The organism is Actinomadura madurae (assembly GCF_047130825.1).
Classification (GTDB): domain Bacteria; phylum Actinomycetota; class Actinomycetes; order Streptosporangiales; family Streptosporangiaceae; genus Spirillospora; species Spirillospora madurae.
The window spans coordinates 1,959,703-1,986,560 of the sequence record NZ_CP083237.1; the positions used below are offsets into that span (position 1 = coordinate 1,959,703).

The 26,858-nt window shown below is 67.6% G+C and carries 22 protein-coding genes and 1 pseudogene; 5 read left to right on the forward strand and 18 right to left on the reverse strand.

The features are described from left to right. Positions 1-38 precede the first annotated feature (38 nt). From K8Z49_RS09225 to K8Z49_RS09240, 4 genes are read right to left on the reverse strand one after another with little or no spacing between them, the layout of a single operon-like run. On the reverse strand, positions 39-1,823 hold the full coding sequence (locus K8Z49_RS09225) for an ABC transporter ATP-binding protein (RefSeq protein WP_412518155.1): 1,785 nt from the start codon (positions 1,821-1,823) through the stop codon (positions 39-41). Continuing rightward, positions 1,820-2,704 carry an ABC transporter permease gene (locus K8Z49_RS09230; RefSeq protein ID WP_412518157.1) on the reverse strand — a complete coding sequence of 295 codons (885 nt, stop codon included), beginning with the start codon at positions 2,702-2,704 and terminating at the stop codon, positions 1,820-1,822. The genes K8Z49_RS09225 and K8Z49_RS09230 overlap by 4 nt, the downstream gene beginning before the upstream one ends. After that, a complete protein-coding gene (locus tag K8Z49_RS09235; protein ID WP_412518159.1) occupies positions 2,701-3,753 on the reverse strand; it encodes an ABC transporter permease in 1,053 nt (350 codons plus the stop codon). The genes K8Z49_RS09230 and K8Z49_RS09235 overlap by 4 nt, the downstream gene beginning before the upstream one ends. A gap of 48 nt (positions 3,754-3,801) precedes the next feature. After that, positions 3,802-5,466 carry an ABC transporter substrate-binding protein gene (locus tag K8Z49_RS09240; protein ID WP_412518161.1) on the reverse strand — a complete coding sequence of 555 codons (1,665 nt, stop codon included), beginning with the start codon at positions 5,464-5,466 and terminating at the stop codon, positions 3,802-3,804. 74 nt (positions 5,467-5,540) lie between these two features. Here K8Z49_RS09240 and K8Z49_RS09245 point away from each other — a divergent pair, with 74 nt between their 5' ends. The 4 genes from K8Z49_RS09245 (at position 5,541) to K8Z49_RS09260 (ending at position 9,675) form a co-directional block, all read left to right on the forward strand. Further along, positions 5,541-6,737, forward strand: coding sequence for a mandelate racemase/muconate lactonizing enzyme family protein (locus K8Z49_RS09245; RefSeq protein WP_412518163.1), 1,197 nt, complete (start codon positions 5,541-5,543; stop codon positions 6,735-6,737). 87 nt (positions 6,738-6,824) lie between these two features. Beyond that, positions 6,825-7,757 carry a phosphotriesterase gene (locus K8Z49_RS09250; protein ID WP_412518165.1) on the forward strand — a complete coding sequence of 311 codons (933 nt, stop codon included), beginning with the start codon at positions 6,825-6,827 and terminating at the stop codon, positions 7,755-7,757. Between the two features lie 41 nt (positions 7,758-7,798). Beyond that, the gene (locus K8Z49_RS09255) at positions 7,799-8,677 is read left to right on the forward strand and encodes an SDR family NAD(P)-dependent oxidoreductase (protein ID WP_412518167.1); all 879 of its coding nucleotides are present in this window, start codon (positions 7,799-7,801) and stop codon (positions 8,675-8,677) included. Between the two features lie 11 nt (positions 8,678-8,688). Then, a complete protein-coding gene (locus tag K8Z49_RS09260) occupies positions 8,689-9,675 on the forward strand; it encodes an NAD-dependent epimerase/dehydratase family protein (protein ID WP_412518169.1) in 987 nt (328 codons plus the stop codon). A 75-nt stretch (positions 9,676-9,750) separates the two neighbouring features. Here the strand turns inward: K8Z49_RS09260 and K8Z49_RS09265 are convergent, their stop codons facing one another. The 12 genes and pseudogenes from K8Z49_RS09265 to K8Z49_RS09320 form a co-directional block, all read right to left on the reverse strand. Continuing rightward, the gene (locus tag K8Z49_RS09265) at positions 9,751-10,977 is read right to left on the reverse strand and encodes an acyl-CoA dehydrogenase family protein (RefSeq protein ID WP_412518171.1); all 1,227 of its coding nucleotides are present in this window, start codon (positions 10,975-10,977) and stop codon (positions 9,751-9,753) included. Continuing rightward, positions 10,977-12,002: a phosphotransferase family protein gene (locus K8Z49_RS09270; RefSeq protein WP_412518173.1), complete on the reverse strand. Its 1,026-nt coding sequence runs from the start codon at positions 12,000-12,002 to the stop codon at positions 10,977-10,979. Before K8Z49_RS09270 ends, K8Z49_RS09265 begins: the two co-directional genes overlap by 1 nt. Further along, positions 11,999-12,904, reverse strand: a complete 906-nt coding sequence (locus K8Z49_RS09275) for an SDR family oxidoreductase (RefSeq protein ID WP_412518175.1) — start codon at positions 12,902-12,904, stop codon at positions 11,999-12,001. The genes K8Z49_RS09270 and K8Z49_RS09275 overlap by 4 nt, the downstream gene beginning before the upstream one ends. After that, complete coding sequence (locus K8Z49_RS09280; RefSeq protein WP_412518177.1) at positions 12,901-13,662, reverse strand: SDR family oxidoreductase; 762 nt, start codon at positions 13,660-13,662, stop codon at positions 12,901-12,903. Before K8Z49_RS09280 ends, K8Z49_RS09275 begins: the two co-directional genes overlap by 4 nt. 23 nt (positions 13,663-13,685) lie before the next feature. Continuing rightward, a complete protein-coding gene (locus K8Z49_RS09285; protein WP_075021941.1) occupies positions 13,686-15,173 on the reverse strand; it encodes an aldehyde dehydrogenase family protein in 1,488 nt (495 codons plus the stop codon). A gap of 134 nt (positions 15,174-15,307) precedes the next feature. Further along, a complete protein-coding gene (locus tag K8Z49_RS09290) occupies positions 15,308-16,342 on the reverse strand; it encodes a proline racemase family protein (protein WP_412518179.1) in 1,035 nt (344 codons plus the stop codon). A gap of 5 nt (positions 16,343-16,347) precedes the next feature. After that, positions 16,348-17,451 carry a proline racemase family protein gene (locus K8Z49_RS09295; RefSeq protein ID WP_075021943.1) on the reverse strand — a complete coding sequence of 368 codons (1,104 nt, stop codon included), beginning with the start codon at positions 17,449-17,451 and terminating at the stop codon, positions 16,348-16,350. A 6-nt stretch (positions 17,452-17,457) separates the two neighbouring features. Continuing rightward, the gene (locus tag K8Z49_RS09300) at positions 17,458-18,651 is read right to left on the reverse strand and encodes an NAD(P)/FAD-dependent oxidoreductase (protein ID WP_075021944.1); all 1,194 of its coding nucleotides are present in this window, start codon (positions 18,649-18,651) and stop codon (positions 17,458-17,460) included. Positions 18,652-18,656: 5 nt separating this feature from the next. Further along, positions 18,657-22,142 carry an indolepyruvate ferredoxin oxidoreductase family protein gene (locus tag K8Z49_RS09305; protein WP_412518182.1) on the reverse strand — a complete coding sequence of 1,162 codons (3,486 nt, stop codon included), beginning with the start codon at positions 22,140-22,142 and terminating at the stop codon, positions 18,657-18,659. A 246-nt stretch (positions 22,143-22,388) separates the two neighbouring features. Further along, positions 22,389-23,273, reverse strand: a complete 885-nt coding sequence (locus tag K8Z49_RS09310; protein ID WP_412518184.1) for a dihydrodipicolinate synthase family protein — start codon at positions 23,271-23,273, stop codon at positions 22,389-22,391. A gap of 62 nt (positions 23,274-23,335) precedes the next feature. Further along, positions 23,336-23,713: a Rid family detoxifying hydrolase gene (locus K8Z49_RS09315; protein ID WP_412518186.1), complete on the reverse strand. Its 378-nt coding sequence runs from the start codon at positions 23,711-23,713 to the stop codon at positions 23,336-23,338. 121 nt (positions 23,714-23,834) lie between these two features. Further along, positions 23,835-24,203 (reverse strand): annotated as a pseudogene (locus K8Z49_RS09320) (pyridoxal-phosphate dependent enzyme); the annotation flags it as partial. A 59-nt stretch (positions 24,204-24,262) separates the two neighbouring features. On the opposite strand from K8Z49_RS09320, the gene K8Z49_RS09325 reads away from it, so the two are divergent. Beyond that, positions 24,263-24,523 carry a hypothetical protein gene (locus K8Z49_RS09325; protein WP_412518188.1) on the forward strand — a complete coding sequence of 87 codons (261 nt, stop codon included), beginning with the start codon at positions 24,263-24,265 and terminating at the stop codon, positions 24,521-24,523. A 112-nt stretch (positions 24,524-24,635) separates the two neighbouring features. Here K8Z49_RS09325 and K8Z49_RS09330 read toward each other — a convergent pair whose 3' ends face one another. Together K8Z49_RS09330 and K8Z49_RS09335 are read right to left on the reverse strand one after the other, a co-directional pair. Beyond that, positions 24,636-25,121 carry a hypothetical protein gene (locus K8Z49_RS09330; protein WP_412518190.1) on the reverse strand — a complete coding sequence of 162 codons (486 nt, stop codon included), beginning with the start codon at positions 25,119-25,121 and terminating at the stop codon, positions 24,636-24,638. Next, a complete protein-coding gene (locus tag K8Z49_RS09335; protein WP_075021950.1) occupies positions 25,118-26,749 on the reverse strand; it encodes a GMC family oxidoreductase in 1,632 nt (543 codons plus the stop codon). The genes K8Z49_RS09330 and K8Z49_RS09335 overlap by 4 nt, the downstream gene beginning before the upstream one ends. Between the last annotated feature and the right edge of the window lie 109 nt (positions 26,750-26,858).

The following is a 26,858-nucleotide window of genomic DNA, read 5'->3' on the forward strand; positions in this document are numbered from 1 at the left end:
CGTCCCTCGCCTCGCACGCACATTCTTCGCTTCGGGCCTTAGGGCTTGAACGCGTGGTCGGCGGTCTGCTCGGACAGGCTGGGCGCTGCCGCGAGAAGACGCCTGGTGTAGTCGCTCTTGGGCTGGTCGAGAACCCCTCTGACCGGCCCCGACTCGCAGATCAGCCCTTGCTCCAGGACCAGGACCTGGTCGGCGATCGTGGAGACCACGGCCAAGTCATGGGTGATGAAGAGCAGGGACAGGTCAACCGACCGACGCAAGTCGTCGAGGACATCAAGCACCACCGCCTGAACCGAGACGTCCAGGGCGGAGGTGATCTCGTCGCAGACGATCAGTCCGGGATCGGCCGCCAGCGCGCGGGCGATCGAGACCCGTTGCCGCTGCCCACCGGAGAGCTCCCCTGGGTACCGCTCGGCGTATCGGGCAGGAAGGCGGACTGCTTCCAGCAGCCGCTCGACCTCCGCACCCGCCTCAGTCCGGCTCAGTCCCCTGAGTACCATCGCCGAACGTGAAATCGCGGCACCCACCGAATGGCGGGGATTCAGGGTGTCCGCCGGATTCTGGAAGACCATCTGGACACGTTGAAGTTGCTTGCGCGTCCGATCCTTCGTGGCGTGCGCGACCTCCTCGCCATCAAGGCGGATCGCGCCGGACCAGTGCCGGTGCAGGCCGACGACCGAGCGCGCGATGGTGGTCTTGCCACTGCCGGACTCGCCGACCAGTGCCACGCACTGACCCGGCTGAACGGAGAACGAGATGCCGCGCGCCGCAACTATGGATTCCGACCTCGTCGCATGACGTGCTTCCAGGTGCGTGACCTCGAGCACTGGCGCCGCGTCGGCCTTCACACGGGAGGCCGCTGGCGTGGCCAGGGTCAAGTCGAGAGCCGGCGTGCGGAGCGACTCCGTGCAGCGAACGAGATGGGCGTCCCCGATCTGCGACAGCGCCGGCAGGTGGAGCTCGCACGACTCGACCTTCTGCCCGCAGCGCGGCGCGAACGCGCAACCGGCGGTCCGGTTCCGGAGGTCGACCGGGCCGCCCGGGAGGGCTTCGAGCTCTCGCGAGATCCGATGATCCGGAGTCGCGGCCATCAGCGCACGGGTGTACGGGTGCCTGGGGCGCCTCAGGACCTCGAAGGCGCTCCCCTGTTCGACCACATATCCGCCGTACATGACGACGATCCGATCCGCGATCTTGGCCGCTACGGCGAGATCATGCGTGATGTAGAGCATCGCGACGGACTCCTCGTCGCGCAGCTGTACCAGGCCTTCGAGGATCTTGGCCTGCGTGACGACATCGAGTCCCGTCGTGGGCTCGTCGAGCACGATCACCTTCGACTGCGACGCCAGGGCGGCGGCGATGCAGACCCGCTGCTGCTGACCGCCGGACAGCTGGTGCGGGAACCGGCGTCCGAACTGACGCTCTGGGGTCAGGCCGACCGCGGCCAAGCTGCCCAGCAGCACGTCCTCGCCGCCCGGTGCTCGAGGCGCACTGCGAACCATGTCGTTCAAAGTGTCCAGCACCCGGTGCGCCGGGTTCAGCGCAGTGCCAGGGCTCTGGGGTACGTACGAGATCAGGTCTCCGCGCACGGACCGAGCCCGGGAGCGGGCGGTGACGTCCGAGTCCGCGATCGAGACCCGGCCCTCGATGCGAAGACCGGGTGCGCACCAGCCGAACGCCGCAAGCGCCGCGGTGGTCTTACCCGATCCCGACTCTCCGACGAGACACACGATCTCGCCTTCCTCGAGCGAGAGATCGACGTCGTCGACGATGAAGTCGTCGCCCACCGACACGCGTAGCCCTTCCAGCGCCAGCAAACTCATGAAGACTCCTCTGAACGGTCGGAGTTGCGGACGTAGGAGTCACCGATGAGGTTGAGTCCGATGACCAAGAGGCCGAGGACCGCGGCCGGACCGGCGACGGACCACGGGTTCGATCCAATGATGACGCGGTTCTCGGAGACCATCAGGCCCCAGTCGGCGGACGGTGGCTCCAGGCCGATCCCCAGGAAGTTCACACTCGCGATCACGATGATCGCCCAGCTGAACCGCAGGCCGACATCGGCGATGAGGGTGCCCCGGATGTTCGGCAGCACCTCGCGGATGAGAAGCGAGGCCTTCGGCTCGCCCCGTGCCATCGCGGCCTCGACATAACCCGTCGTCGACACCCCGAGTGCCGCGGAACGGGTGATGCGCGCAACCCCTGGGATGAGGACGAGCGCCGTAGCGCTCATCAGGACCGCCGAGTTGTTCCCAAGCCCGGTACGCAGCAGCAGGACCACCAGCAACGCCGGCATGGACAAAAGGACATCCATCCCGCGCATCAAGAACGCGTCGAGGAACGACCGGGAGATTCCCGCCACCAGCCCGACGACCACACCCCCTGCGTACGTGAGAATCGTTGCGCCGACTGCCATGAGGAGCGTCGAGCGTCCGCCGTTGAGCAGCCGGCTCAACACGTCACGACCGATCGAATCGAGACCCAGCGCGTAGTCCGGGCTCGGCGGCGCACCCGGGACGCCCAGGGTCTCGGTGGGGTCGTGCGGAGCGACGAGCGGGCCGAAGAAGGCCATGAGGACGACCACACCCAGCAGCACGAGGCCGATGCGGCCACCCCACGAGCGAAGCACGCTTCGCAATGCGCGCGGTGATCGTGGACGCCTGATCGTCTGGGCCCGGATCAGGACTGCTTTCGGCGCGGTCACAGCATCTCCGTCCTGAGCTTGGGCACCAGGAACACCACAACGACATCGGCGACGATGTTGATGACCGTGTACAGAGCGGCGAGAATCATCGAGGCCGCGAGAACCCCGTTGGTGTCCCGGGTGTTCACCGCATTGAGCAGGTAGTTGCCGATGCCCGGGTAGGTGAAGAGCGCCTCGACGATGATGATCCCGCCGGCCAGATACTGGAGGTTCTGAGCGATGGTCTGCACGCTCGTCGCCAGCGCGTTGCGCAGGGCGTACCGGCGAAGCACCCGGCTCTCGGGCACTCCGTTGAGCCGGGCGTAGAGCACGTAGTCCGTCGTCAGGGCCTGGATGACCCCGGCCCGGACCTGGCGGGTGCCGGATCCGACCGTGACGATCAGCAAGGTGAGGATCGGAAGCACGAGAGCGTCGGGTTGCCCGAAGGGCGACGCGCCCGGGGAGACCAGAGAGACCGGCGGCAACCACTGCAGCCAGGTGAAGAAGACGGCGATCAGCAGGCTTCCCGTGACGAATTCGGGAAGACCGCCGAGCACCAGCGACGGACCGGAGATGAGGTGGTCGGTGAGCTTGCCGGCGCGCACACCGGAGATGGCGCCGAGGACCATCGTCAGGGGCACCAGCAGTGCCGCGGTGAGCCCGCCCAGCACCAGGCTGTTGACGAGCGGGTCGCCCAGCGTGGCCGAGATCGATGCGTTGCCCTGGTACTGGGCCAGAGCGACGGCAGACTCCCCGAAGTCACCCGTCAACAGGCCGCGCAGCCAATGGAAGTACTGCAACACAAGTGGATCGTTGCTCCCGAGCCGTTCACGCATCGCTTCCAGGGCTCGTGGTGAGGCGTTGCGCCCCAGAACCAGTTCGGCCGTGTCGCCCGGCAGGATTTTCGTGCAGACGAATGCCAGTACCGAGACGACGAACACCGTCAGCAGTCCAGCCGCCAAGCGTCGGCCCAGGAACCCGACCACGGGCGGCCCCGGCCATCGAAGCCGCCGCGCCCGCGGGCCGGATGACCCCGGTGCGGCATGAGGTGCAGCAACATCGGTCGTCATGCCATGGTCCTCACTGATCGTTCCGGTCCCACATCACCGATCCACGCCCTACTTGGCGAACCAGCCGTCGCTGAACCGCGAGACGTTCAGGTTGATGCCCCCCGTCTGCTTCAACCCGCGAAGCCTGGGACTGACGATGTCAAGCCAGGGCTGGTTGCTCCAGCAGAGATAGCCGCCCTCGTCGAACTGCTGTTGCTGGACTTCGCGCCAGAGGCTTGCGGCCTTGGTCTCGTCCAAAGTGGCCATCGCTTGCAGGATGAGATCGTTCGCCTGCCGCCCACCCGGCGACTGCTTACCCCACCACGTGTCACGGAACGGAGCGTCCTGCAGTACATGAGCTGAGTAGACGCCGGCCAGCGACGCGAACGCGAAGATGTAGTCCACGGCGAAGGGCCGAACGTACACTTGCTCGGCCGGGGTCCAGTACGTCGCCGGAGACGTCGTCTTGACCTGGACGTTCACGCCCGCGGCCTTCGCCTGCTGGGCCAGGACGGTTGCCGCTTTGTCCAGACCGATGATCGGCGGACTCGGCAGCACGAACGTCTCGCCTAGGACACCGGCCGCCTTGAACAGGCCTCGGGCCTTGTCGGGGTCGAACTCCCGCTTGAGATCCGTTGCGTAGTACTGGTTGCCGGGCCCGACGAGGTCGTAGGCGACGTGCCCGAAGCCCGCCGCCGCGCTGTCGATGAGCTGCTGGCGGTTCACGAGGTACTTGAACGCCTGCCGAACCCGGACGTCGGCGAAGGGCCCCTGGTCGACCCGCATCGCGAAGACGGGTTGCGCGTACGCGCTCTTCGACTCCAGAAGGACCACCTTCGGGTTGGACCTCTGCTGTGCCGCCACCGCATAGTCGGGCGAGGACGCGATGTCGATGGAGCCGGCGAGCAGCGCGTTCACCATCGCCGTGCTGTCGCTGAACGACGACTCGACCACGACGGATTCGAAGTACGGCTTCGGCGCGTCCCAGAAATTCGGATTGCGGACGAGAACGCTCTGCTTGCCGGCCGTGAAGGACTGGAACTTGAACGCCCCGGTTCCGATCGGGTTCCGGGCGATCTCGGCCGGGGTCTTGCCCTCGGGCGTGATCCAGAGGTTGTAGTGGGTGAAGAGCGTCGGGAACTGGGCGTAGGGACGCTTCAGGGGAACCCGCACCGTCAGCTTGTCGACCGCCTTGACGTTCGCGAAGTCGACCAGCCCCAGGAGGAAGCCGGCCCCGTAGTTCGTCGCCGGATCGGACATCCAGGTCCGCAGGTCGTAGACGACGTCGTGGGCGCCGAAGGACTTCCCATCGTGCCAGGTCACGCCGTCACGAAGGCGGAAGGTCCACGAGGTCGCATCGGCGTTAGGCTCCGCACTGAGTGCCAGGCCCGGCTCCAGCGGGAACAGCTTGTCACCTGACCCCGCGTAGAACAGCGGGGTGAAGAGCTGGGCGACACGAATGAAATCGGGACCGACCGCAGCCGTTCCCGGGAAGAGGTTCTCACTCGGCCCGCCACTGGCCACACCCACTCGCAGCGTTCCGCCGGGTACCGGAGTCCCCCCGGGGAGCGCGCTCGGCAATGCGGCCGGGCTCCTCGACGACGAGCTCGAACTGCTGCATCCCGCCAAGAGCAGCCCCGCACCGATGCCCAGCCCGCCGGCGAGCACGCTCCGGCGAGACAGACCCGGGAGGTCGGCGGTCGAGTCTCCCCCGGGCCAGTCGAGAGCGCCCATGATTCTCACCTCTCAGCGCAAGAGCAACCATCCATAGATGGATGATTGTTTACAATGAGCAGAAAGCTATATCGTTGAACGCGCTTCCGGCAAGGCATCGGTGGAAGTTCGTTCGGCTCGAGGCAGCGAGGAGCCAAGCCATCAAGATCAAAGAGATCGCGTGCTACCGGGCGGATCTGCCCGTGTTCGACGGCGAGTACGTCATGTCGCACAACCGGGTGGTCCGTTCCCTGGCGAGCACCGTCGTGCGCGTGACGGCCGAGGACGGCACCGTCGGCTACGCAGAGGCATGCACCCTCGGCGGCAACTACATGGACGGCTTTCCCGGAAGCCTGCATGCCACCGTCGCCGAGCTTGCGCCTGTCGTGCTCGAGGCGAACGTCTTCGAGGCCGACACCCTGGTGACACGGATGGACGCGGCTCTGATCGGCCACCTTCCGGGCAAGGCCGTGATCGACAATGCGATGTGGGACCTGCGCGGCAAGCTGCTCGGTCAGCCGGTGGCCCGGCTTCTCGGGGGCGTCCAGCAGTCGACGTTCGGAACCTTCACCGCGGTCGGGCTCGGGCACCCGGCGGAGATGGCCGAGAAGGTCGGCCGCTACGCCGAGCACGGCTTCCGTCACTGGCAGCTCAAACTGGGCAACGACCCTCTCCAGGACGCCGATCGGGTGCACGCCGTCGTGGACGTCCTCCCGGAGAACTCCTCCTTTCTGACCTGCGACGCGAACGCCGGCTGGACGGTCGCCCAGACCCTGCGGTTCCTTGGCGCCGTGGAAGGCGTCGAGACCTACCTCGAACAGCCGTGCCGGACGGTCGCCGAGCTCGAGCGCGTGCGCCGGCACACAGACCGGCCGATGCTGGTCGACGAGAGCGTGAAGGAGCCCGCGGACATGTTGTCCGTGGTCGGGCTCGGCCTCGCCGACGCTCTCAACCTCAAGCCGACCCGTGTCGGCGGACTGACGAAGGCTGCCAAGATCCGCGACATCTGCGTCGCCGCAGGCGTCATGATCCTGGTCGACGAGCCGATGGGGGCCGACCTCGCCAGCGGCGCGACGGTGCAACTGGCGGCGACGATCCCGGCGGGGAACTTCCTGTCCGCTTCGTTCTTCAGCCACGAGGGCATGCCCGCGTCGTACCGGCCCGCCGGCGGCAACGCAACGGGGCCGACCGTGATCGACGGGGACATTCACTGGAACGACGCGCCCGGCCTCGGCGTCGAGGTCGACGAATCCGTGTTCGGCGCTCCTACGGCTGTCTATTCGCTGCAGTAGATGGAAATGGGGGCGCGATCACCGTGCCCGACCACACCGACGTCCGGAGGCATTCCCATGACTACCGTCGAAAGTGTTCGCGGACCGATGGACGTCGGCAGCCTCGGCGCCACGCTGGTGCACGAACACGTCTTCATCCTCGATCACGAGATCGAGCACAACTACCCCGAGCTGTGGGACGAGGACGCACGGATCGCGGACGCGGTAGCCCGGCTCGGCGCCCTCAAAACGGCCGGCGTCGACACGATCCTCGACCCGACCGTCCTCGGCCTCGGCCGCGATATCCAACGCGTCATCGACGTGAACGAACGAGTCGACCTGAACATCATTCCGGCGACCGGTATCTACACCTTCGACAGCGTCCCGTTCTTCTTCTCCTTTCACGGTCCCGGCACTCCGCTCGGCGGCGACGAACCCATGGTCGGCATGTTCCTCAAAGACCTGACCGAGGGAATCGGCGGTACGTCGGTAAAGGCCGGATTCCTCAAGTGCGCCATCGACTCGACGCTCACCGACGGGGTCGAGAGGGTCTTCGCTGCGGTGGCAGAGGCCAGCCGCGAGACCGGTGCCCCGATCACCGTCCACACCAGCGCTCCGCACGGCACCGGACTGCTCGCGCAGGAGTACTTCACGAAGGCCGGCGTGGACCCCGGCAAACTGGTGATCGGCCACTGCGGCGACAGCGCCGACCTGGACTACCTGCACCGGATCATCGACGGTGGCTCCTATCTGGGCATGGACCGTTTCGGGCTCGACAACCTGCTGCCCACCGAGCAGCGTGTTGCCACGGTCGTGCAACTCGTCTCGGAGGGCTACGCCGACCGGATGCTGCTGGCACATGACGCTGCGTGCCACAACGACTGGTTCCAGCCGGGATTCCCGGAGCAGGTCGTACCCGACTGGCACTTCACTTTCATCTCCAACGAGGTACTGCCGAAGCTCCGGCAGGCAGGCCTGAGCGAGGAACAGATCACCACAATGCTGGTCGACAACCCGCGTCGCTACCTGTCGCGGAACTGAGGCCGCTCGTGACGACATCGTCGGCACCACGGAGTCCCGTCATGGCCGAGAAGTTTCCGCAGACCGGTCCGCGACGCGCCGCGCTCCTTACCGGAGCGGCGGGAGGAATCGGCACCGAACTCGCCCGCAGGCTGTCCGCACAGGGTTACCGCATCATCGGAGTCGATCGACGAGCTGAGGCGGTCATCGAGGCCCTGGCTGGGCTTCCCGCTGTCGAAGCCGTCGGCTGCGACCTGGGCGACGCCGCCGCCGTCGCCGCCCTGACCTGTCGCATCGAGGACGAGTGGGCGGACGACCTCGAACTGCTGGTGTGCAACGCGGGCATCAATCTTCCGGGCGCTGCGATCGACGTTCCACTCGACCTAGTGGACCAGCAGCTCATGGTTATGCTGACCGGTCCGATCCATCTGCTCGCGACCGCCGCGCGCGTCTTCGCAGAGCGCGGCCGCGGACATCTCCTCGCCACGGTCTCGCTCGGTGGCATCGCCGCTTTGCCCGGCTCGGCGGCGTACTCCGCCGCCAAGGCCGGCTTGCGCGCCAACCTCTGCGCTCTCAGCAACGAACTCCGCGGCTCCGGAGTGGCGGTGTCGGGCGTCTATCCAGGCTCGACCGACACCCCGATGCTGATGTACGAAGCTCTCCACGGAGCCGGCCCGTTGAACTTCGTCGGCAAGTTCGCGACCGCCGGGCAAGTGGCCGATGACTTCGAACGGGCCCTCCGCACCAGGCACCTCGAGATCTACGTGCCTTACCAGGACAGCATCCTGAGCAGAACCGTCGAGGCCTTCCCATGGCTGATCCCGCCCCTGCTTCCTGTGCTGAACCACCTGGGGCGCAAGGGCCGTGATCGCTACCTCCGCCAACGAGGCGTCACCACCCCCGGCGCCGTCGATCACGAACCACGCAGCAACGATCTCTGAGGAGGAACCCGATGCGTTGCCTCGTCACCGGTGCCACCGGCTTCTTCGGCGGGAACCTCGTACGGACACTCATCGCCGCAGGGCACGAGGTTGTCGCGACAGGGGCACCTGGTTCGTCGACACGATTCCTCGACGATCTCTCACTCCGGGTCCGGCTCGCCGACCTCGGCGATCCCCACCGGCTACCCGAGCTCGTCGACGGCCAGGACTGGGTCTTCAACGTCGCCGGCGACACCTCTACCTGGAGCGGTCTCGCCGCGCGCCGACGGCGGGTCAACGTCGAGGGTGCCGGCCTGCTCGCCGACGCCGCGCTCCGCGCCGGTGTCAAGCGATTCATCCATACCAGCACGCTCGATGTCCACGGCTACAACGCCGACGGCTCACCCTTGCCGGAACGCCACGGCGAGCATCCATTCACTGGCATCGGCTACGACTATGCCGACACCAAAATGGCCGGGGAGGCAGCTGTGCGCCGACGCCTCGACGAGGGTCTCGATGTCGTGGTCGTCTATCCCGGGTTCATGGTCGGCCCCTACGACCACACCTTCCAGTTCGGACGCATCATCCGCGATCTGCGCGCCGGCAAGGTCTACGCACCGCCTGGAACGGGGTCGTTCTGTGACGTCCGGGCTGTATCAGAGGGCGCGCTGGCAGCTGCGGTGAGGGGTGGCACCGGAGAGGGCTACAACCTCACGGGCCACAACCTGTCCTACGCCGACGTCTTCGCTCGCGCTGGCGAACTCGTCGGGGCGCGGCGGCGTCCAGTGACGCTGTCGGCCGGAATGTTCCGCACGTACGGTGCGTTCGCCGCGTTCCTGGCTCGCTTCACTGGCAAGGAACCGGATATGGATCCCGGAATGGCCAAGTACCTCTGCTCACCCCAGGCGTCGGACTGGAGCAAAGCGAGCCGCAAACTCGACTACCACCCCGGCGACCTCGACCAGGCGATCACCGACGCCGCAGCGTGGTACGACACCCATCTGCCAGACGGAAAATGATCCACAGCGTTCTTGCGTCCGCGGCCCAGTGGCATCGGAAGTCGTCGACCTTCTGCCGCAGTTCGTCGAGCGTAGTCATCGTTCCGCCCTGGCCCGTCGACTCAGCTCGCTCTTCGCAAGCGCGTTCTTGTGCACTTCGTCCGGTCCGTCGGCGAACCTCAGCGTCCGGATGAACGCGAACATGTTGGCCAGCGGAAAGTCCTGCGACAGTCCGCCGGCTCCGTGCGCCTGGATCGCCTTGTCGACGATCCACTGGACGGTCGTCGGCGTTGCGATCTTGATCGCCTGGATCTCGGTGTGGGCACCCTTGTTGCCGACCGTGTCCATCAGCCAAGCCGCCTTGAGCACGAGCAGACGCAGTTGCTCCAAGCGCACTCGCGACTCGGCGATCCAATCCCGGACAACGCCCTGCTCCGAGAGCGGCTTGCCGAAGGCGACGCGGTTCGCGACACGATCGCACATGAGCTCGACGGCACGCTCGGCGAGGCCGATGCTGCGCATGCAGTGATGGATCCGGCCGGGCCCGAGCCTTGCCTGCGCGATGGCGAATCCGCCGCCCTCGGCGCCGATCAGGTTGCTCGCCGGGACGCGCACATCCGTGAACGAGAGCTCCGCATGTCCCCCATGCTCGTGGTCGGGGTACCCCAGGACGTGCATGCCGCGGTGGATCTCGACGCCGGGAGTGTCGCGTTCCACGAGGATCATCGACTGCTGGCGATGCCGGTCTGCGGACGGATCGGTCTTGCCCATCACGATGAAGACCTTCGCGTTCGGGTTCATCGCACCGCTGATCCACCACTTGCGGCCGTTGAGGACGTACTCGTCACCGTCGCGCTCGATCCGGGTCGAGATGTTGGTGGCGTCGGAGGACGCGACCGCGGGCTCGGTCATCGCGAACGCCGACCGGATTCCGCCTTCCAGCAGCGGATCGAGCCAGCGTTCCCGCTGCTCGGGAGAGCCGAACAGCGAGAGCACCTCCATGTTGCCCGTGTCGGGGGCCGCGCAGTTCAGCGCGGGCGGCGCCACGTGAAGGCTGCGCCCGGTGATCTCGGCCAGCGGCGCGTACTGCACGTTTGTCAGACCGGCGCCGTCCTGTCCGGGCAGGAAGAGGTTCCAGAGCCCGCGCTCGCGCGCCTCGGCCCGCAGCTCAGCGAGGATCGGTGCCGAGTCCCAGGCCCACGGGTCATCGAGCTGCGCGAGCTGGTCCTGATACGTCTGTTCCGCCGGGTACACATGGCTGTCCATGAACTCGAGCAGCGATGCCCGGAGCTCGGCGGTCCTCGTGTCGTACTCGAAATCCATCAGTGGTACTCCTTCATCGCGGTGAGACCACCCTCGAGCAGCGGGTGGATCGCGTCGCCGATCGTGTCGAAGCCCTCTCCGACCGTCTGGCCGTGGAGGTGGCGGAAGTGGATGCCCTCGAGGATTGCGGCGAGCTTGAACGTCGCGAGTCCGAGGTAGAAGCCGAAGCGGGACAGGTCGCGGTCGCTGCCGTCGGCATACCGCATGATGATCTCGTCCTCTGTGAGGAAACCGGGAGCCGAAGCGGCGTCGCTGAAGCCGTCGCCGGAGAGGACCTCGCCTAGCCGGTGGTCCACCAGCATCAACGCCAGGTCGGTCAGCGGGTCACCGAGCGTGGCCATCTCCCAGTCCAGCACCGCGGTCGCCCGGTCGTCCGAGGAGACGAGCACGTTGTCCAGGCGGTAGTCGCCGTGCACGACAGCGGTTCCGGAGTCCGGTGGTACGTCCGCGGCCAGACGCGCATACAGCTCGTCGACAGCGGGCAGATCGCGATGGTGAGACGCGTCGAGCTGCTTCTTCCAGCGGTGGACCTGCCGGGTCAGGAAGCCGGCGGGCTTCCCGAAGTCATCGAGCCCGAGCTCACCCGGCTCCACCTGATGCAAGGCCGCCAGAATGTCGACGAGCTGCGTGGCGATGGTCCGCGTGCGTTCTCGCCCGTGCTCGGCGAGCTCGACCGCCCGACGGTACGGCGTCCCGGCACATCGCTCCATTACATAGAACGGCGCACCGATGACGGAGTCGTCCTGGCAGAGCGCATATGTGCGCGGTACCGGCACGGGCGTGTCCTTCAGCGCCGACATCACCCGGTATTCCCGCGCCATGTCGTGTGCCGTCGGCAGCACATGTCCCATCGGGGGCCGGCGCACGATCCACTCACGGTCGCCGTCCGCCACGACGTACGTCAGGTTGGACTTGCCTCCCGCGATCAGCGTTGCAGTCAGTCCACCGTCGGCGGTCGGAAAGGTGTCGGACAGCCAGCGCGCGAGGCGTTCGAGGTCGAGTCCTGGCGGTGCTTCGGACGTCACAGGCAGATCACCGTGCCCATGTCGACAGCCGGCCATGCCGACGGCCTGGGCGCCGACGATGTCGGGCTCGGCCTGAGATCACGATGGGTCGGACAGCTTGAGCCGGGGGCAGCTGCCCCATCACGTGCTGACGCCTTTCTGCTCCAGACCCTGCCGCAGCTTGTTCTGCCGCGCAGCCACCGTTCCGGGTCGCCGGCCCGTCCGACGTAGTAGTCGGCAACCTCCGGGTGCGGGAGGATGTAGAACCTGTCGTCCTGCATCGCCCGCCACACCGTCTCGGCGAGTTCGTCCGGCGACACGACGTCGCTGAGGTTCAGCAGCTCCTGGAACGCGCCCGACGCCTCGTACATCCGGGTCCGCACACCCAGCGGACAGATCGTTTGCACGACGACTCCCCGGTGACGGTAGGTCGCCGAGAGCCACTCGGCGAAGGCCACCGCACCGTGCTTGGTGACGGAGTACACCGGGCTGCCCAGCATGGTGAGGAGTCCGGCGGCCGACGCGGTGACCACGAAGCGACCTTGTCCGCGGTCGACCCAGCCCGGAACGAGCCTGCGCGCGGCGCGTACGTGCCCGAGCAGGTTCACGTCGAGCGCCCCCGCCCACTCCGCCTCGGGAGCGTCCAGCCCGACGCCGCCCTCGGTCCCGGCGTTCGCGAACCAGACGTCGATGTTCCCGAGGTGCCCTTGTGCTCGTTCGACAAGATCCGCCACACCGGCTTCACTGCCCGCGTCGCCGGCGACGGCGTAGCCGCCGATGTCCTCTGCGACCGCCGCGGTCGCAGCCGCGTCCAGGTCGTTGACGACGACCCGCGCCCCCTCGGTCGCCAGCCGGGCTGCGATCGCCCTGCCGATGCCGTGCCCGGCACCGGTCACGACGACACCCTTTCCCTGAATGCTCATCCGGCCATTCCAACCGACATCACGCCTCCGTCGACGACCAGTTGCTGACCGGTCATCCAGGCGGCGTCCTCGGACAGCAGAAACGCAACGACGCCGCCGATGTCCTCCGGCATGCCGAGACGCTTGAGCGGATACCTCTCCGCGAGTTCAGCCTCACGGCCCTCGTAAAGAGGCGCCGCGAACTTCGTCTTCACCATGGCCGGCGCAATCGAGTTGACACGAATGTCCGGGGCGAGCTCGACGGCGAGCTGCTCGGTCATGTGGGTCAGCATCGCCTTGGTCGCGCCGTAGAGGCCGATGTTCGGGGCGGCGCGAAGCGACGCCACGGACGAGACGTTGACGATGGCACCACCGTGCTCCTTCATCCAGGCGCGATGTGCCTGCTGTACCCAGGCCAGTGCGGCGAGGCAGTTCACCTCGACGATCTTGCGCACGGCATCCGGTGCGAGTTCGACCATCGGGCAGCCGTAGCCCATGCTGATCGCCGCATTGTTGACCAGCATGTCGAGGCTGCCGAACCTTTCGACCGCATGCCCCACTGCGTCGGCCTGATGCCCGGGGTCGTCGGCGCTGCCCGCGACGGCGAGCGCGTGCTCCGGTCCGCCGAGCACGTCCACCGCCTCGTCCAGAGCGTCCTTGTTCCGAGCGGTGATGACCACCTTCGCACCGTCGGCCACGAGCCGCTCGGCAATGGCCAGGCCGATGCCTCTGCTGGCACCGGTCACGATCGCGGTACGACCGGCGAACCTGTCGTTCATCGGACTTCTTCTCCTTCGGGCCGTCAGGCGTCGTCGCCGAGCGCCATCCAGATCGTCTTGGTCTCGGTGTACTGCTCAAGCGCCTCGGTGCCGTTGTCGTGACCGCCGAAGCCCGACATCTTGTAGCCGCCGAACGGGGTGGCGAGGCTGCCCTCGCTGTACTCGTTGACCGCGATGACGCCCGCACGGACCCGCCGCGACACCTTGACGGCACGGTCGAGGTCATGGGTGTACAAGGTCGCGTGCAAGCCATACGACGAATCGTTGGCCAAGGCGACCGCTTCGTCATCCGTCTCGAATGGAGTCACCCCGACGACCGGCCCGAACACTTCCTCGCGCCAGATTCTCTGGCCGGGTCGGACGTTGTCGATGACGGTCGGTTGGACGAACCAGCCGCCAGTCTCCTCGTAGAGGCGCTTTCCACCGAACGCGACCTGCGCACCGGAGGCCGCCGCCTCGTCGATGTGGCCGAGAATCCTGTCCAGGGCCGACGCTTCGATGATCGGTCCGATCTGGGACTCCGAATCGCGCGGCGAACCCACTTTCCACTGTGAAGCGATAGCCGAAAGTGTCTCGACGAAGTCCTTGTGGAGTGACTTGTGCACCAGGATCCGTGATCCGCAGGTGCAGTTCTGGCCGGCATTCCAGAAGCCGGCGATCGATGTTTGGAGCGCGACCGCCTCCAGGTTGCGGCCGGCGTCACTCAGCACGATCCCCGCGCTCTTGCCGCCGCACTCGAGCACGACCCTCTTCATGTTGCTTTCCGAAGAGTAGCGCAGGAACGCCTGCCCCACCGCGGTGGAACCGGTGAAGGTGATCGCGTCGACGTCCATGTGCAGGCCGAGCGCCCGGCCCGCGATCTCGCCACGTCCGGGCAGCACATTGATGACACCGTCGGGAATGCCGGCCTCGGCGGCAAGCTGAGCGAGGTAGATGGTGCTCAGCGACGCCTGCTCCGGCGGCTTGACGACCACGGAGTTCCCCGCGGCCAGGGCGGGGCCGAGCTTCTGGCTCGCGATGGCGATCGGAAAATTCCACGGAAGCACCGCGCCGACGACACCGACCGGCTCCTTCACGACCAGTGCGAGGTTCTTCTCACTGGTGGGTGCCACCTTGCCGTAGACCTTGTCGATCATCTCGGCGTAGTGACGGATAGTGCTGACGACGTGGGGGACGTCGATGGTCTCGAGATCGTGGACCGGCTTGCCCGCATCGATCGACTCGATGTCGATGAACTGCTGAGACCTCGACTCGATGAGGTCGGCGAAACCGAGCATCGCGGCCTTGCGCTTCTCGGGCGCCAGGCGCGACCACCGACCGTCGTCGAATGCCTTCCGTGCGGCTGCGACGGCAGCGTCCACATCGGCCTCGCCGCAGTCGGCGATCTGGGCGAAGATCTCGCCCGTCGCCGGTGCGAACGAGTCCAGGGTTCCGCGCGAGGCCGGGTCGACGAACGCTCCGTCGATGAAAGCCTGGGTCGGTACGGACTTCACAAATTCGAGCGCATCCATCCTTGGTCCTTCGTCGAAGTCATCACTGACAGCAATTGTTGATTGTCGACAATCGTCACGATTATCTTCGGTCACGTCTGTCGACAAGGGCTTGGTTTCACTCGACACGGCGGCCCGGCATGATGCCGGGGAGTTCATTCGACACGCTTGAGCTTCGGGACTTCCTTCCAGTAGTCCGCAAGCGCGAAGCCCTCCGGGAATGGATCGGTCGGGTCGAGCCCGATCTGCTTGACCGCCGTGATCCACGACTGGCCTGCCACCCGAGGGCGCACGGCGGGCAGATCACCGACGGTGGTGATCTCGTCGATCGACGCGGTGAAGGTGGTGTCCAGGACGCTCTCGTGGATGAAGGTCTGACCGACCTCGATGTCATCGCGGGCGTGGAGAAGCGCGAGGCGCGCGGAGGTGCCGGTGCCGCACGGGCACCGATCCAGCCCGCCCGGGCTCACCACGACGGTGTTGCGTGATCGCAGGACGCCGCCTTCCTCACGAAGCGGTCCCGCGATCAAGGTCTGGGTGATTCCGTTGAAGCGCGGTTCGAGCGGGTGCACGGCCTCCAGTTGCTCGTGGGCGGCCTTCTTGACCCGCTGCCCGACCTCCACGAGCCGTGCGGCCTCATCGCGGGTGATCTTGAAGCCCAGAGTCTCGGCGTCGACGATCGCGTAGGTCATGCCACCCCACGCGACGTCGACGGGAACGGTGCCGATGCCGGGGACGTCAAGGGGCGCCCGTTGGTGGTAGACGAAGGCCGGCTGGTTGAGGAACGACGTGCTGAGCACCTTGCCGTCCCGGCATTCGGCGCGAATCCGGATCGGCCCGACCGGCGCCTCCAGGGTCAACTCGGTGACCGGCTCGACCATCGGAACCATGCCGGTCTCGAGCAGGACCGTGGCGACGCACATCGTGTTGCTGCCGGACATCGCGACGTACTCGGTCGGCAACGCGATGATGTAGCCGAAGTCCGCATCAGGGTGGTTCGAGGGCACCACGAAGTTCACGGACACGCCCCAGGTCAGTGGCTCCAGGACGAGCATCTTGCGGATGCTGTCAAGATTATTCTGGAAGTAGAGCATCTTGTCGCGGACGGTCTCGCCCGGCACCGGCGGCAGCCCACCGACGACGACGTCGGCTCGCATGCCCTCATTGTGGGCGCTGACCAGGTGGATCATCTGTCTCATTCGCACGGGCCGTCCTCCTTTCCCATGGTCGTGGGCACCGGTGGCGGGCTCGGGGGGATGAGGCTCAGGCTGTCGATGTCGTCGACGAACTTGTCGCCGAGCATGTAGCCCTCAGGGAAGGGGTCCGTGGGATCGACACCCACCTGCATCGTCGAGTTGATCCATGCCTGACCGCCCACCCGGGGCGACACGGCCGGGTACGCACCGACCGTCGTGGTGCTCTCGACCTCGGCGGTGAATCTGGTGCCCAGGATCGACTCGTGCACGAACGGCTGCCCGATCTCGAGTTCGCCTTGTGCGTGCAGGAGGGCCAGCCGTGCCGAGGTGCCGGTCCCGCACGGACTCCGGTCGACCACGCCTGGCGATATCACGACCGCGTTGCGCGAAGTCAGTACACTGTCGACCATCCGCAGCGGGCCGGCGAACTCGGTCTGCGTGATGCCGTGGTGCCGCGGTTCCAGCGGGTGGACCACCGGGAGTTGCTCGGCGGCGGCAGCCTTGATCCGCTGCCCGAGCGCGACCAGATCGCGCGCCTCATCCTCGGTGAGCCGGAAGCCGAGAGCTTCGGCGTCGACGATGGCGTAAGTCATTCCTCCCCAGGCGACATCGACCGGGATCGTCCCGGACCCGGCAACCTCGACCGGTGCCTGGTGGTGGTAGACGAACGAGGGCTGGTTCAGGAAGGAGACGTTCGTGACCTTGCCGTCCCTGCATTCGCAGCGCAGGCGGATGAGGCCGGCGGGTGCTTCCAAGGTCAGCTCGGTGACCGGCTCGACCATCGGAACCATCCCCGTCTCGAGCAGCACGGTGGCAACGCACAGCGTGTTGCTCCCCGACATCGCGACGTACTCGATCGGCTCGGCGATGATGTAGCCGTACGCCGCCTCCGGGTCGCCGGCCGGCACGACGAAATTGAGACCCGACACGGTGCGCGGCTCGTACATCAGCGTGCGGCGGATGTGATCGAGGTTCCGCTGGAAGTACTGCATCTTCTCGAAGACGGTCTCCCCCGGCACCGAAGGCACGCCGCCGACCACCACGTCACCGACCATGCCCGCCGCATGGCATCCGACGACGTTGTAAACCTTGTCCCACCGCATGTACGCCTACTCCTCGTCCTCGTGGGGTTCCGACTCCGCGCCCGGGACATTCCCGCGGCCGGCGCGCGCCGAGGCCAGTTCGGGCCGATGCGGCGACAGCTTCTCGGCGGTGACGCCGTACCCGGCAACATCGTCCGGCAGTCCGCGGCCGGCGAGCAGTGCCGCACCGACGCGGGACAGCGCGGGCGCCGTCTGGATGCCGTATCCCCCCTGCCCGGCGTACCAAAAGAAGCCGTCGACGGATGAGTCGAACCCGACGACCGGGTGCCGGTCGGCGACGAAGCTGCGAAGTCCACCCCACTCCGATCGCACACTCCGCGCGCCGATGACCGTCGCCTCACCGAGCGCGTCCAGTGCCCTCGCGATCTCCAGCGGGTCGGCCTTGGCGTCGGCCGGCTCGTGCGGAGTCTCGTCGACCGGCGAGCAGATGAATCCGTCGCCCTCGGGCTTGAAGTAGAACCTGCTCTCGACTTCGTTGGTCAGGGGGATCCGTGAGACTTCGCAGCCCTCCGGCGCACGGACCCCGAACATGCTGCGGCGCAGCGGAGTGATCCCCACCGGGGCCACCCGGAAGATCCGCGCGACCTCGTCGGCCCACGCGCCCGCGGCGTTGACCACCGTCTCGGCTTCCACCACGCTGCCGTCGCGCAAGACCACCCTCCAGACGTTCCCGGCGCGCGTGGCGGCCACGACCGGTGCCGCGGGATGCACCTTTCCGGCGCGGCGGCGCAGGCCGCGGAGGTAGGCGGAGTGAATCGTGTGGACGTCCATCTCCATCGCCCGAGGCTCGTAGGCACCGATGCGGTAGTACCCCGAGCGCAGCACCGGGTTGAGTTCGAGCACCTCGGTGGCGTCCACGATCGCGAGGTCCGGAACCTGCGCACTCACCTCTGCGTGCCAGGCACGGAGTTTCTCTTCGTCTCCCGGCGTCGCCACGATCAGGGACGGCAGCGGTTTCATCGCCGGCGAGTCGAACCAGTCTTCTCCGTCGGAGAGGTGCTCCCGGCTCGCGAGGGTGAGACCCCTGACGAGGGCCGATCCCAGCACCTCGACGAACACCGCCGCCGACCGGCCGGTGGTGTGGTAGGCCAGCGTGGACTCCATGTCGAGCAGACCGACGCTGTGGTCCGCCGCGATCTCGTAGCCGATGGACGCTCCGGCCATGCCGCCGCCGATGACGAGGACGTCATAACCGCTCATCGCGCTCACCCTCCCGCCGGCGACGCGATCCGGCCGGACGAGTCCAGCCCGGCGAGCTTGCGCGCGACCTCGGCGCGGTAGAGCTCGACATTCCGCATCTTGACTTCCTCGTAGCCGCGCACCATGTCGGGCAGCGCCGCAACCTCCGCAACGGCGTCGACGTTGTTTTCGTCGAGTCGTTCCAGCAGCTGCTCGACCAGGGCCGTGTACTCGCCGACGAGCGCCCGCTCGGTGCGACGGACCTTCGCGTAGCCGAACACGTCGAAGCGGGTACCGCGGACCCGTCTCATTCGGTAGAGCGCCCGGAAAACAATGCGGAACCACGGCCCCAGGCTGATCTTCTTCTTCATGCCCAGGGCCCGCAGGACCGGCGGATGCAGCCGGTAGCGGTAGCTCGCCCCGGGGCCGAACTGCTCCTCGAGCTCGGTGACGAGCCCGGGACGGACGCTGAGCCGGGCGACCTCGTACTCGTCCTTGTACGCCATCAGCTTGAACAGGTGCCGGGCGACTTCGACCGTCAGGGTGGTGGCCTGAGCGCCCGCCACGCGCTCCTCCGCGGCCCGGACTCGTTCGACGACCGAGGCATACCGGTCCGCGTACGCCGCGTTGTGGTACGCGGTGAGCTCAGCGATCCGAAGGCGGACGATATCCTCGAGACCGGCCTCGGGAGCCTCGGCGGTATCGTTCGCGTCGACGGTTCCGCCGTTCCGCAGGGCGGCGCGGAACGAGTCGGGGTCCGCGATCAGCTGCCGGCCACGCCGAAACGCCTGCGTGTTGCGCTCGACGGCGACACCGTTGAGCGCGATCGTCGCCTCGATCTGGTCGGCGGGCACGGGTAGAGCGCCGAGCTGAAGCGCGACGCCGACGAGGAACATGTTCGCGTACTGATCGTCACCGAACAGGTCGAGGGTCGCCTCACGCGCATCGACGAAGCGGCCGGCGTCCTTGCGCGTCCGGTCGCCGATACGGCCGAGCGTGTCCCGCGCCGCGGGGAAGTGCACGGTGGTGTCGGCGACCATCGCCCCCGTGGGCACCTCGGCGGTGGACACGACCGCGACTGTCCGCTCCGGTGAGGCGGTGCCGAGGTTGTCCTCCGAGGCGGCGACCAGAACGTCGCAGCCCAGGTACAGGTCGCATTCACCGGCGCCGACCTTCGCCGCCAGCTCGATGGGCTCGCGGGTGACCTTGAGATCGGAGACGACCGCGCCGCCCTTCTGGGACAGCCCGGTCTGGTCCAGAGCACGGACCTCAAACCCGGAGCGAGCCGCGGCGGTGGCCACCACCTGCGCCATCGTCACCACGCCCGTGCCGCCCACCCCGGTGATGCGCACGCTGAACCGGTTGGGATCAACCACCTGCGCCGGCTCCGGCAACGCCGCCGCATCGATCGGTGGGGCGTCTCGGCGGCCTCGCGCGACCTTCTCCCCCGGGACCACGGTGAGGAAGGACGGACAGTCCCCGTCGAGGCAGGAGAAGTCCTTGTTGCAGGACGGCTGATGGATCTGTGTCTTCCGGCCGAACTCGGTCTCTACGGGCTGGACCGAAAGGCAGTTCGACTTCTGGCCGCAGTCGCCGCAGCCCTCGCAAACGCGTCCGTTGATGAACGCGCGCTGCGCAGGCTCCACGGCCTTGCCGCGCTTGCGCTTGCGCCTCAGCTCGGCAGCGCATTCCTGATCGTGGATGAGCACCGTGACACCCGGGGTGTCCGCCAGTTCCCGCTGCACCTCCACCAGATCGCCTCGGTCGTGGACCGCCACCCCGCGCGGCAGCCTGGCCCTGCGGTACCGCCTCACGTCGTCCGTGGTGATCACCACCTTGGCGACCCCTTCGGCCAAGAGAGCCTGGCTCACCTTGGCCACGCTCATCCCGCCCACGGCGTCCTGTCCGCCGGTCATCGCGACGGCGGAGTTGTAGAGCAGCTTGTAGGTGATGTTGACGCCGGATGCGACCGCGGCCCGCACCGCCAGGCTCCCGGAATGGTGGAATGTGCCATCGCCAATGTTCTGGAACATATGTGGCGTCTCCACGAACGGCGAGAGACCGATCCAGCTCGCTCCCTCGCCGCCCATCTGGGTCAGCCCCATGACGTCACCGACCTGGCCGGAGGCCACCAGGCCGACCATGCCGTGACAACCGATGCCTGCCGATACGAGTGAGCCGTCCGGCACCTGAGTGGACCTGTTGTGCGGGCAACCAGAGCAGAAGTACGGCGTGCGCGGGAGCAGTGCGAGCGGCCGGCCGAGCAGGCTCCTGCCCGGCGTCGCCACCGGCTCCGGAAGATCGTAATGCGATGCGAGCCGCCGACGCAGTCCGGTGGCGATCCGGTCGGCGCCGAGGTCGTTGTCCGCGCGGAAGAGCTCGGATCCGTTGATGTCGGTCTTGCCGACGACGACCGGGGCTCCGTTGCGCCCGTAGAGGATGTTCCGGATGCCGGCCTCAATGAAGGGACGCTTCTCCTCGACGACAATGATCTCGTCGAGGCCCTCGCTGAACGCGGCGATCTCCTCGGGGTCCAGCGGCCAGACCATGCCGAGACGCAGGATGCGGAGTCCGGCGGCCTCCGCCTCCGCCGGTGCGAGACCCAGCGAGTCGAGGGCTTGGCGCAGGTCGAGGTAGGTGCTTCCCGCGGCCACGATCCCGACCCTGGCGGCGGATGCGTCGTACACCCGGTTGAGGCGGTTGGCACGGGCGTAGCGCCCCGCCAACTCGAGGCGCTGGTGCACCATGCTCCGCTCCAACGCCGCGAGGTAGGGTTGGCCGAGCATCAAGCTCGGCTCGTGAACGTAGGGTTTCCCGTCGACGATGTTGCCGGGAACGACGACCCGCGGCGTGTCCAGACCGACGGCGGCGGTGGAGTGACCGTCCGCCACGTTCGTGGCGATCTTGAGGCTTACCCACAGCCCGCTGAATCGCGACATCGCCATTCCGTGGATGCCGAAGTCGAGCACGTCCTGCGCGTCCGACGGCACCAGGACCGGCATGCCGAGCTCGGCGAGAGCCATCTCGGAAGCACTGGGCACGGTGGAGGACTTGGCCACCGAGTCGTCGCCGACGAGCGCCAACGCTCCCCCTTCGGGGCTGGTACCCGCGAGGTTGGCGTGCCTCAATGCGTCAGCGGCCCGGTCGAGTCCGGGCGCCTTCCCGAACCAGTAGCCTGCGACGCCGTCCACGGTTCGACCCGCGACGTTGCCCACCATCTGGCTGCCGACGACCGCGGTCGCTGCCAGTTCCTCGTTGAGGCCGGGGGTGAAGACGATTCCCAGCTCGTCGAGCCGGCTTCCCCGACGCTGCAACTCGAGGTCGTATCCGGCGAGCGGCGACCCCTCGTAGCCGGAGATGAACGCCGAAGTATTGCGGCCGTTCCTCTCGTCGCGCCGGCGCTGGTCCATCGGCAGACGAACGAGGGCTTGGAGCCCGGAGAGGTAGATCTGACCGTCCTCGACCGCGTACTTGTCCTCGAGCCGCTGCGCGACGGCGGTCTTGTCACTCATCAATGGCACCTGTTCACGTGGAGAGCCGGTGGAGGCTCGGCCGAGCCTGTCCGGGCAGTTGCAGTTCGGAACTCGCCGGGGAAGACGTCCCCGGCGCCTCATGTCGGCCACGCAGGCCCGTCGTGGCGTGCGGCCGTGGCGAGCTGGAAGGTCTGTCCCTGCACGCCACGGCGCGGGTCCCCGGTCCGGGGAGGTGTCACCTGGAACGGAGAGCATCTGGTGCGGCTCGTCGATACGTGCGGAGGATCAGGCGGAGGCGATCCGCTTGAGGGCCGCCTCAAGCGGGCTCCGGGCCTCCGCGGGCAGCGCGCCGAGGGGCTCGCGCGGGTCGCCGAACGACTTCCCGAGGATGTCGAGCCCGGCCTTGACACCCGCGTTGTACGGGACGGTGGTGAGAAATCTCATGACCGGGTACGCGAGGTTCCAGGCCTTGCGGGCGTCCGCGAGGCTATTGGCCTGAATCGCGTCCCAGACCGCGACCAACTCGGGAGCGATCAAGTTGGCCGCCCCGTTGATGGCGCCCGCACCACCGACCGCGAGCGAGGTGAAGTAGAGGGTGTCCAGTCCGACGAAGGTCTTGAAGGCGTCCCCGTACTCGTGGATCAGGATCCCGGCCTGGTGCATGTCGCAACTGGTGTCCTTCACGTACTTGATCTGCTCGACCTCGCGAGCGAGCGAGGCCATGGTGTCCGGATCGATATTGACGCCGGTCGCCAGCGGGGCGTTGTAGACCATGATCGGAACCGACACCGCCCCGGCGACCTTGCGGTAGAAGCCGAGCACGTCCTCCATCGGCAGCGCCTCGTAGAACGGCGCGACCACCATCAGGGCGTCGGCGCCCTTCTCCTCGGCGTGCCTGCCCAGCGCAATCGCGTCCCTAGCGGTGAGCGCCCCGACGTGGGGCACGACCGGGACACGGCCGGCGGCCTGGTCGATGACGATCTCGGTCACCAGGCGGCGCTCGTCCACCGTCAGGGTCGTGAACTCGCCGGTCGATCCGCACGGGATCAGCGCGTGGACACCGCCCTGGATCTGGCTGTCCACGTGGCTGCGTAGGGCGGCCTCGTCGAGGCTTGCGCCCCCGGCCGTGAACGGCGTCGCCAGGGCGGACATGAGTCCGTGAAGCTCCATGACTCTCCTTGAATGATTTATTGTTTACAATCGCTGCCCGAACGCGCCCCTGGTTCAGGACGTCACCCGACGACCACGTCCGCCTCGATGCGCGCGCCGATCGGGAGCGCGGCGACCGCGATCGCCGTGCGCGCGGGGTAAGGGTTGGTGAAGTACTGGGCGTACACGTCGTTGACCGCGGCGAACTCGGACATGTCGGTCAGGTACAACGTCACCTTCAGGACGTCTGCCTCGCTCTTGCCGGCCCCGGCCAGAACCGCATCGAGATTGGCCAGGACCTGGACGAGCTGGTCGGCAGCCGTCTCCCCCGCCAGGTCCGGCGTGCCCGGGCGGTTGCCCACGATGCCGCTGAGCCACAGCCGCGCCGCCCCGGAGACCGCGGTCGAGTACGGAAGGACGGGCGCGGGAAGTCGCTCGGTGACGAGGGGGGTACGGGCCATGATCTACCTGGCTTTCGTGTCGTGATCGGGTTGTGCGGGCTTGTCGGCAGCCCGGCTCTGCCACTCCGCCGCTCATCACATGAGCCAGGAGCCGTGGATCGAAGTTGCCACCGGTGGCCACCGCGACCTCGGTGCCTCCGGGCCACCGATGCGCGAGAAGCGCGGCCAATGAGGCAGCCGCCGAGGGCTCGACGGCCACCCGCAAGGCGCGATACGCCAACGCCATCGCCTCCAGGATTGCGTCGTCGTCGACCAGCACGATGTCGTCGACGTGGTCGCGGACGATCGGGTACGGCAGCTCACCGGGCCATGGGCTGACCAGCCCGTCGGCGATCGAGTGCCCGGCCCGCTCCAGGCCGACCGGCCGGCCGGCGTCGACGGATCGTCGCATCGCCGCGCTGCCGGCGGGCTCGACCCCGACGACGCGGACGCGGGGAGCCAGCGTCTTGACCACGAGCGCCATCGAGGCCCGCAGCCCCCCGCCTCCGGTCGGAACGACGACGTCCCCGCCTCCGGCGCGTCCTCGAGGATCTCGATCGGGAGTGAACCGTGGCCGGCTATGACATCCGCGTGGTCGAACGGGTGCGGCTTGGCCAGTCCGTGCTTGTCGGCCGGCTCATCGCAAGTCCCGAAGACCTGCTCCGGGGTGGTGCCCGCCCGCACGACGGTCGCGCCGAGTGCCGCGGCGGGCCGGCCCATCGCCTCGTCCAGGCGGGGGTCGTCGATCAGCGGCGTACGACGCTCCCGGCCGTCCTGCTCACGACGCGCGACGAGGACGTCCTGGAGATCCGGTCGGCGGCTTGGCGATGACACGTGCACGCGGTCTTCCCAACATTCGATCTTGCGGGACCTGTTGGACATTGTTCGATTGATGATTGTTAACAATGCATGGCAGATTTGCCTGGTATGCAACCGGGATTCCTCAGGCGGGTGCGGGACGCCCGACCGGGCCGCGCTCGAGCACCGGGTCCAGGAGACCGCCGGCCAGTTCCTCGGTCCCCGCGTCGAACGGAAAGCCCACCGCACGCTGCCCGGGATAGCCGATGCGCTCGCGGGTCGCCGGATTGATCAGCCAGGCGCCGACGATCACCGCCGACAGGGCCTGGAAGTCATCTCGACGTTCCTCGTCCATGGCGCGCAGCTGATCCCACAGGACCCCGGGATCGGAGGTGTCGATCTCCGCCAGGGCCGCCGTGACGGTCTCGAACGCGTCTCGGCGCGCCGCGAGCGCCCGGGCCAGGTGGCCGTCGTACTCGGGATCCTCTGTCGCGGCCGGATGGACCCCGGCGCGTGGCACGAGCACGTCCGCGATCGCACGGGCCGCGGCGAGTTCGGCATCGGTGAGCGCGCGAGGCGTGATTCTCGCCGGCGCGGACAGGCGGAGAACGTTGCCACCCGGGGACGTCATGCGGGCACCTCCTTTTTCTTGGCGTACGCCGCGACGCCCTCGGCGACGCGCAGGGCCAGTGCGTGGATGGTTCCCGTCGGATTCACCGATCCCGTGGTCACGAAGATGCTCCCGTCTGCGATGAACAGGTTGTCGACGTCGTGCGCCTGGCCGAAGGAGTTGACCACGGACGTCGCCGGGTCATGGCCCATCCGAGCGGTACCGAGCAGGTGGCCGGGCTGGTCGGGGAGCAGAGGGAAGGAGATGACCTCGGTGGCACCGGAGGCTTCGTGCAGCTCGCGCATGCGGTCCACCGTGAACGCGAGGATCCGCCGCGTGTTCTCGCTGACGCGGTAGCTCACCTTCGGCGCCGGAATGCCGTCGCCGTCGACCAGGTGATCGGAGAGCGTCACCTGGTTGCGCTCGTCGGGAAGGTCCTCGGTGTTCGCAGCCCAGAAGATGCCCCGTCCGTGGGTCGCCGCCGCCTCGTGGATCGGCTCGCCCCAGAGGTCGTCGAACGACCGCCCCCACCGGCGGACCTCGATGGCCGTGAGCGGGCCGGGTGCGGCGATCGCGTGCAGTTTGGCGCCGCGGACGAAGTCGTGCTCCGGCCGGGTGTCGTAGAACTCGAGCGAGTGGATGGCCTGGCCGGTCGGACCGAGCCAGCTCTCAAGATCCTCCTCGTAGCTGCCGTACACCGCGGAGTTCGGGTGCAGCTGCAGGTTCTTGCCCACCAGGCCCGAGGAGTTGGCCAGGCCGTCCGGATGGGCCGGCGAGTCGGACAGCAGCAGCAGCCGGGGCGTCCCGATGCCGTTGCCGCACATCACCACGGCTTTGCCCGGTTGGAAGTGCTCCCTCCCGGCACGGTCGATCCAGGTGACTCCGGTGGCGCGCCCACCCGGTCCGGTCTCGATCCGGCGGGCGCGCGCACCCGTGATGAGCGCCGCGCCGGACCGTAGCGCGTGCGGCCACCATGCCACGTCCGCGGAGGCCTTGGCCGACTGCGGGCAGCCCCACTCGCAGACTCCGTAGCGCGCGCACTTGCTGAGGTTCCTGAAGTCGGCGCTCGGGATCGCGTTGATGCCCGGCCACCAATGCCAGCCCAGCTTGTTCGCGCCTTGGGCGGCGCGGAGCCCGACCTTCCCGAAGGGCAGCGGAGGCAGTGGGTAATCATCCTCGTGATCAGGGTAGGCAGGGTCGCCGCTCACACCGGAGACCCCGGTCAACGCCTCCGCCTTCGCGTAGTAGGGCGCCAGGTCCGAGTAGGTGATCGGCCAGTCGTCCGCGACGCCGTCGAGTGTGCGCACGTGGAAATCGCACGGCAGCAGCCGGTGCCAGTGCGCGCCGTAGTAGATCGACGATCCGCCCACGGCGTTGAACATGACCGGCGCGAGGTCGGAGTCCGATACGTCCACTGGGTAGTCGGCGGGCAGCCGGCGGTGGTTCGGGTCATGCGCCCACTGCTGCTGCACCAGCAGCTCCCATTCCGGATGGTTGCCGGCGAAATCGGTGGGATTCATCCAGTCGCCCTGTTCGAGGCACACGACCTTCAAGCCCAGCGGAGCGAGCGTTCCGCTGATGACGGCACCGGACGGGCCCGCTCCGACGACCACGACGTCGGCCTGGTCCAAAGGGAGGGGTGGCGTCATCCAATCAGCCCTTCCTGGCTTTTGTAAACAATTTGCAGTCTAGATTTCGTGTGGACCGACCACAAGCAGGTGTGCCGCCGTGCCATCGGTCCCGACCTGGCCCTTGCTT

Bases quoted from the DNA above. Each gene is read 5' to 3' on its own strand.
- K8Z49_RS09225 (WP_412518155.1), bottom strand. From the start codon at position 1,823: ATGAGTTTGCTGGCGCTGGAAGGGCTACGCGTGTCGGTGGGCGACGAC.
- K8Z49_RS09235 (WP_412518159.1), bottom strand. From the start codon at position 3,753: ATGACGACCGATGTTGCTGCACCTCATGCCGCACCGGGGTCATCCGGC.
- K8Z49_RS09240 (WP_412518161.1), bottom strand. From the start codon at position 5,466: ATGGGCGCTCTCGACTGGCCCGGGGGAGACTCGACCGCCGACCTCCCG.
- K8Z49_RS09250 (WP_412518165.1), top strand. From the start codon at position 6,825: ATGGACGTCGGCAGCCTCGGCGCCACGCTGGTGCACGAACACGTCTTC.
- K8Z49_RS09255 (WP_412518167.1), top strand. From the start codon at position 7,799: ATGGCCGAGAAGTTTCCGCAGACCGGTCCGCGACGCGCCGCGCTCCTT.
- K8Z49_RS09260 (WP_412518169.1), top strand. From the start codon at position 8,689: ATGCGTTGCCTCGTCACCGGTGCCACCGGCTTCTTCGGCGGGAACCTC.
- K8Z49_RS09265 (WP_412518171.1), bottom strand. From the start codon at position 10,977: ATGGATTTCGAGTACGACACGAGGACCGCCGAGCTCCGGGCATCGCTG.
- K8Z49_RS09275 (WP_412518175.1), bottom strand. From the start codon at position 12,904: ATGAGCATTCAGGGAAAGGGTGTCGTCGTGACCGGTGCCGGGCACGGC.
- K8Z49_RS09280 (WP_412518177.1), bottom strand. From the start codon at position 13,662: ATGAACGACAGGTTCGCCGGTCGTACCGCGATCGTGACCGGTGCCAGC.
- K8Z49_RS09285 (WP_075021941.1), bottom strand. From the start codon at position 15,173: ATGGATGCGCTCGAATTTGTGAAGTCCGTACCGACCCAGGCTTTCATC.
- K8Z49_RS09290 (WP_412518179.1), bottom strand. From the start codon at position 16,342: ATGATCCACCTGGTCAGCGCCCACAATGAGGGCATGCGAGCCGACGTC.
- K8Z49_RS09295 (WP_075021943.1), bottom strand. From the start codon at position 17,451: ATGCGGTGGGACAAGGTTTACAACGTCGTCGGATGCCATGCGGCGGGC.
- K8Z49_RS09300 (WP_075021944.1), bottom strand. From the start codon at position 18,651: ATGAGCGGTTATGACGTCCTCGTCATCGGCGGCGGCATGGCCGGAGCG.
- K8Z49_RS09305 (WP_412518182.1), bottom strand. From the start codon at position 22,142: ATGAGTGACAAGACCGCCGTCGCGCAGCGGCTCGAGGACAAGTACGCG.
- K8Z49_RS09310 (WP_412518184.1), bottom strand. From the start codon at position 23,273: ATGGAGCTTCACGGACTCATGTCCGCCCTGGCGACGCCGTTCACGGCC.
- K8Z49_RS09315 (WP_412518186.1), bottom strand. From the start codon at position 23,713: ATGGCCCGTACCCCCCTCGTCACCGAGCGACTTCCCGCGCCCGTCCTT.
- K8Z49_RS09330 (WP_412518190.1), bottom strand. From the start codon at position 25,121: ATGACGTCCCCGGGTGGCAACGTTCTCCGCCTGTCCGCGCCGGCGAGA.
- K8Z49_RS09335 (WP_075021950.1), bottom strand. From the start codon at position 26,749: ATGACGCCACCCCTCCCTTTGGACCAGGCCGACGTCGTGGTCGTCGGA.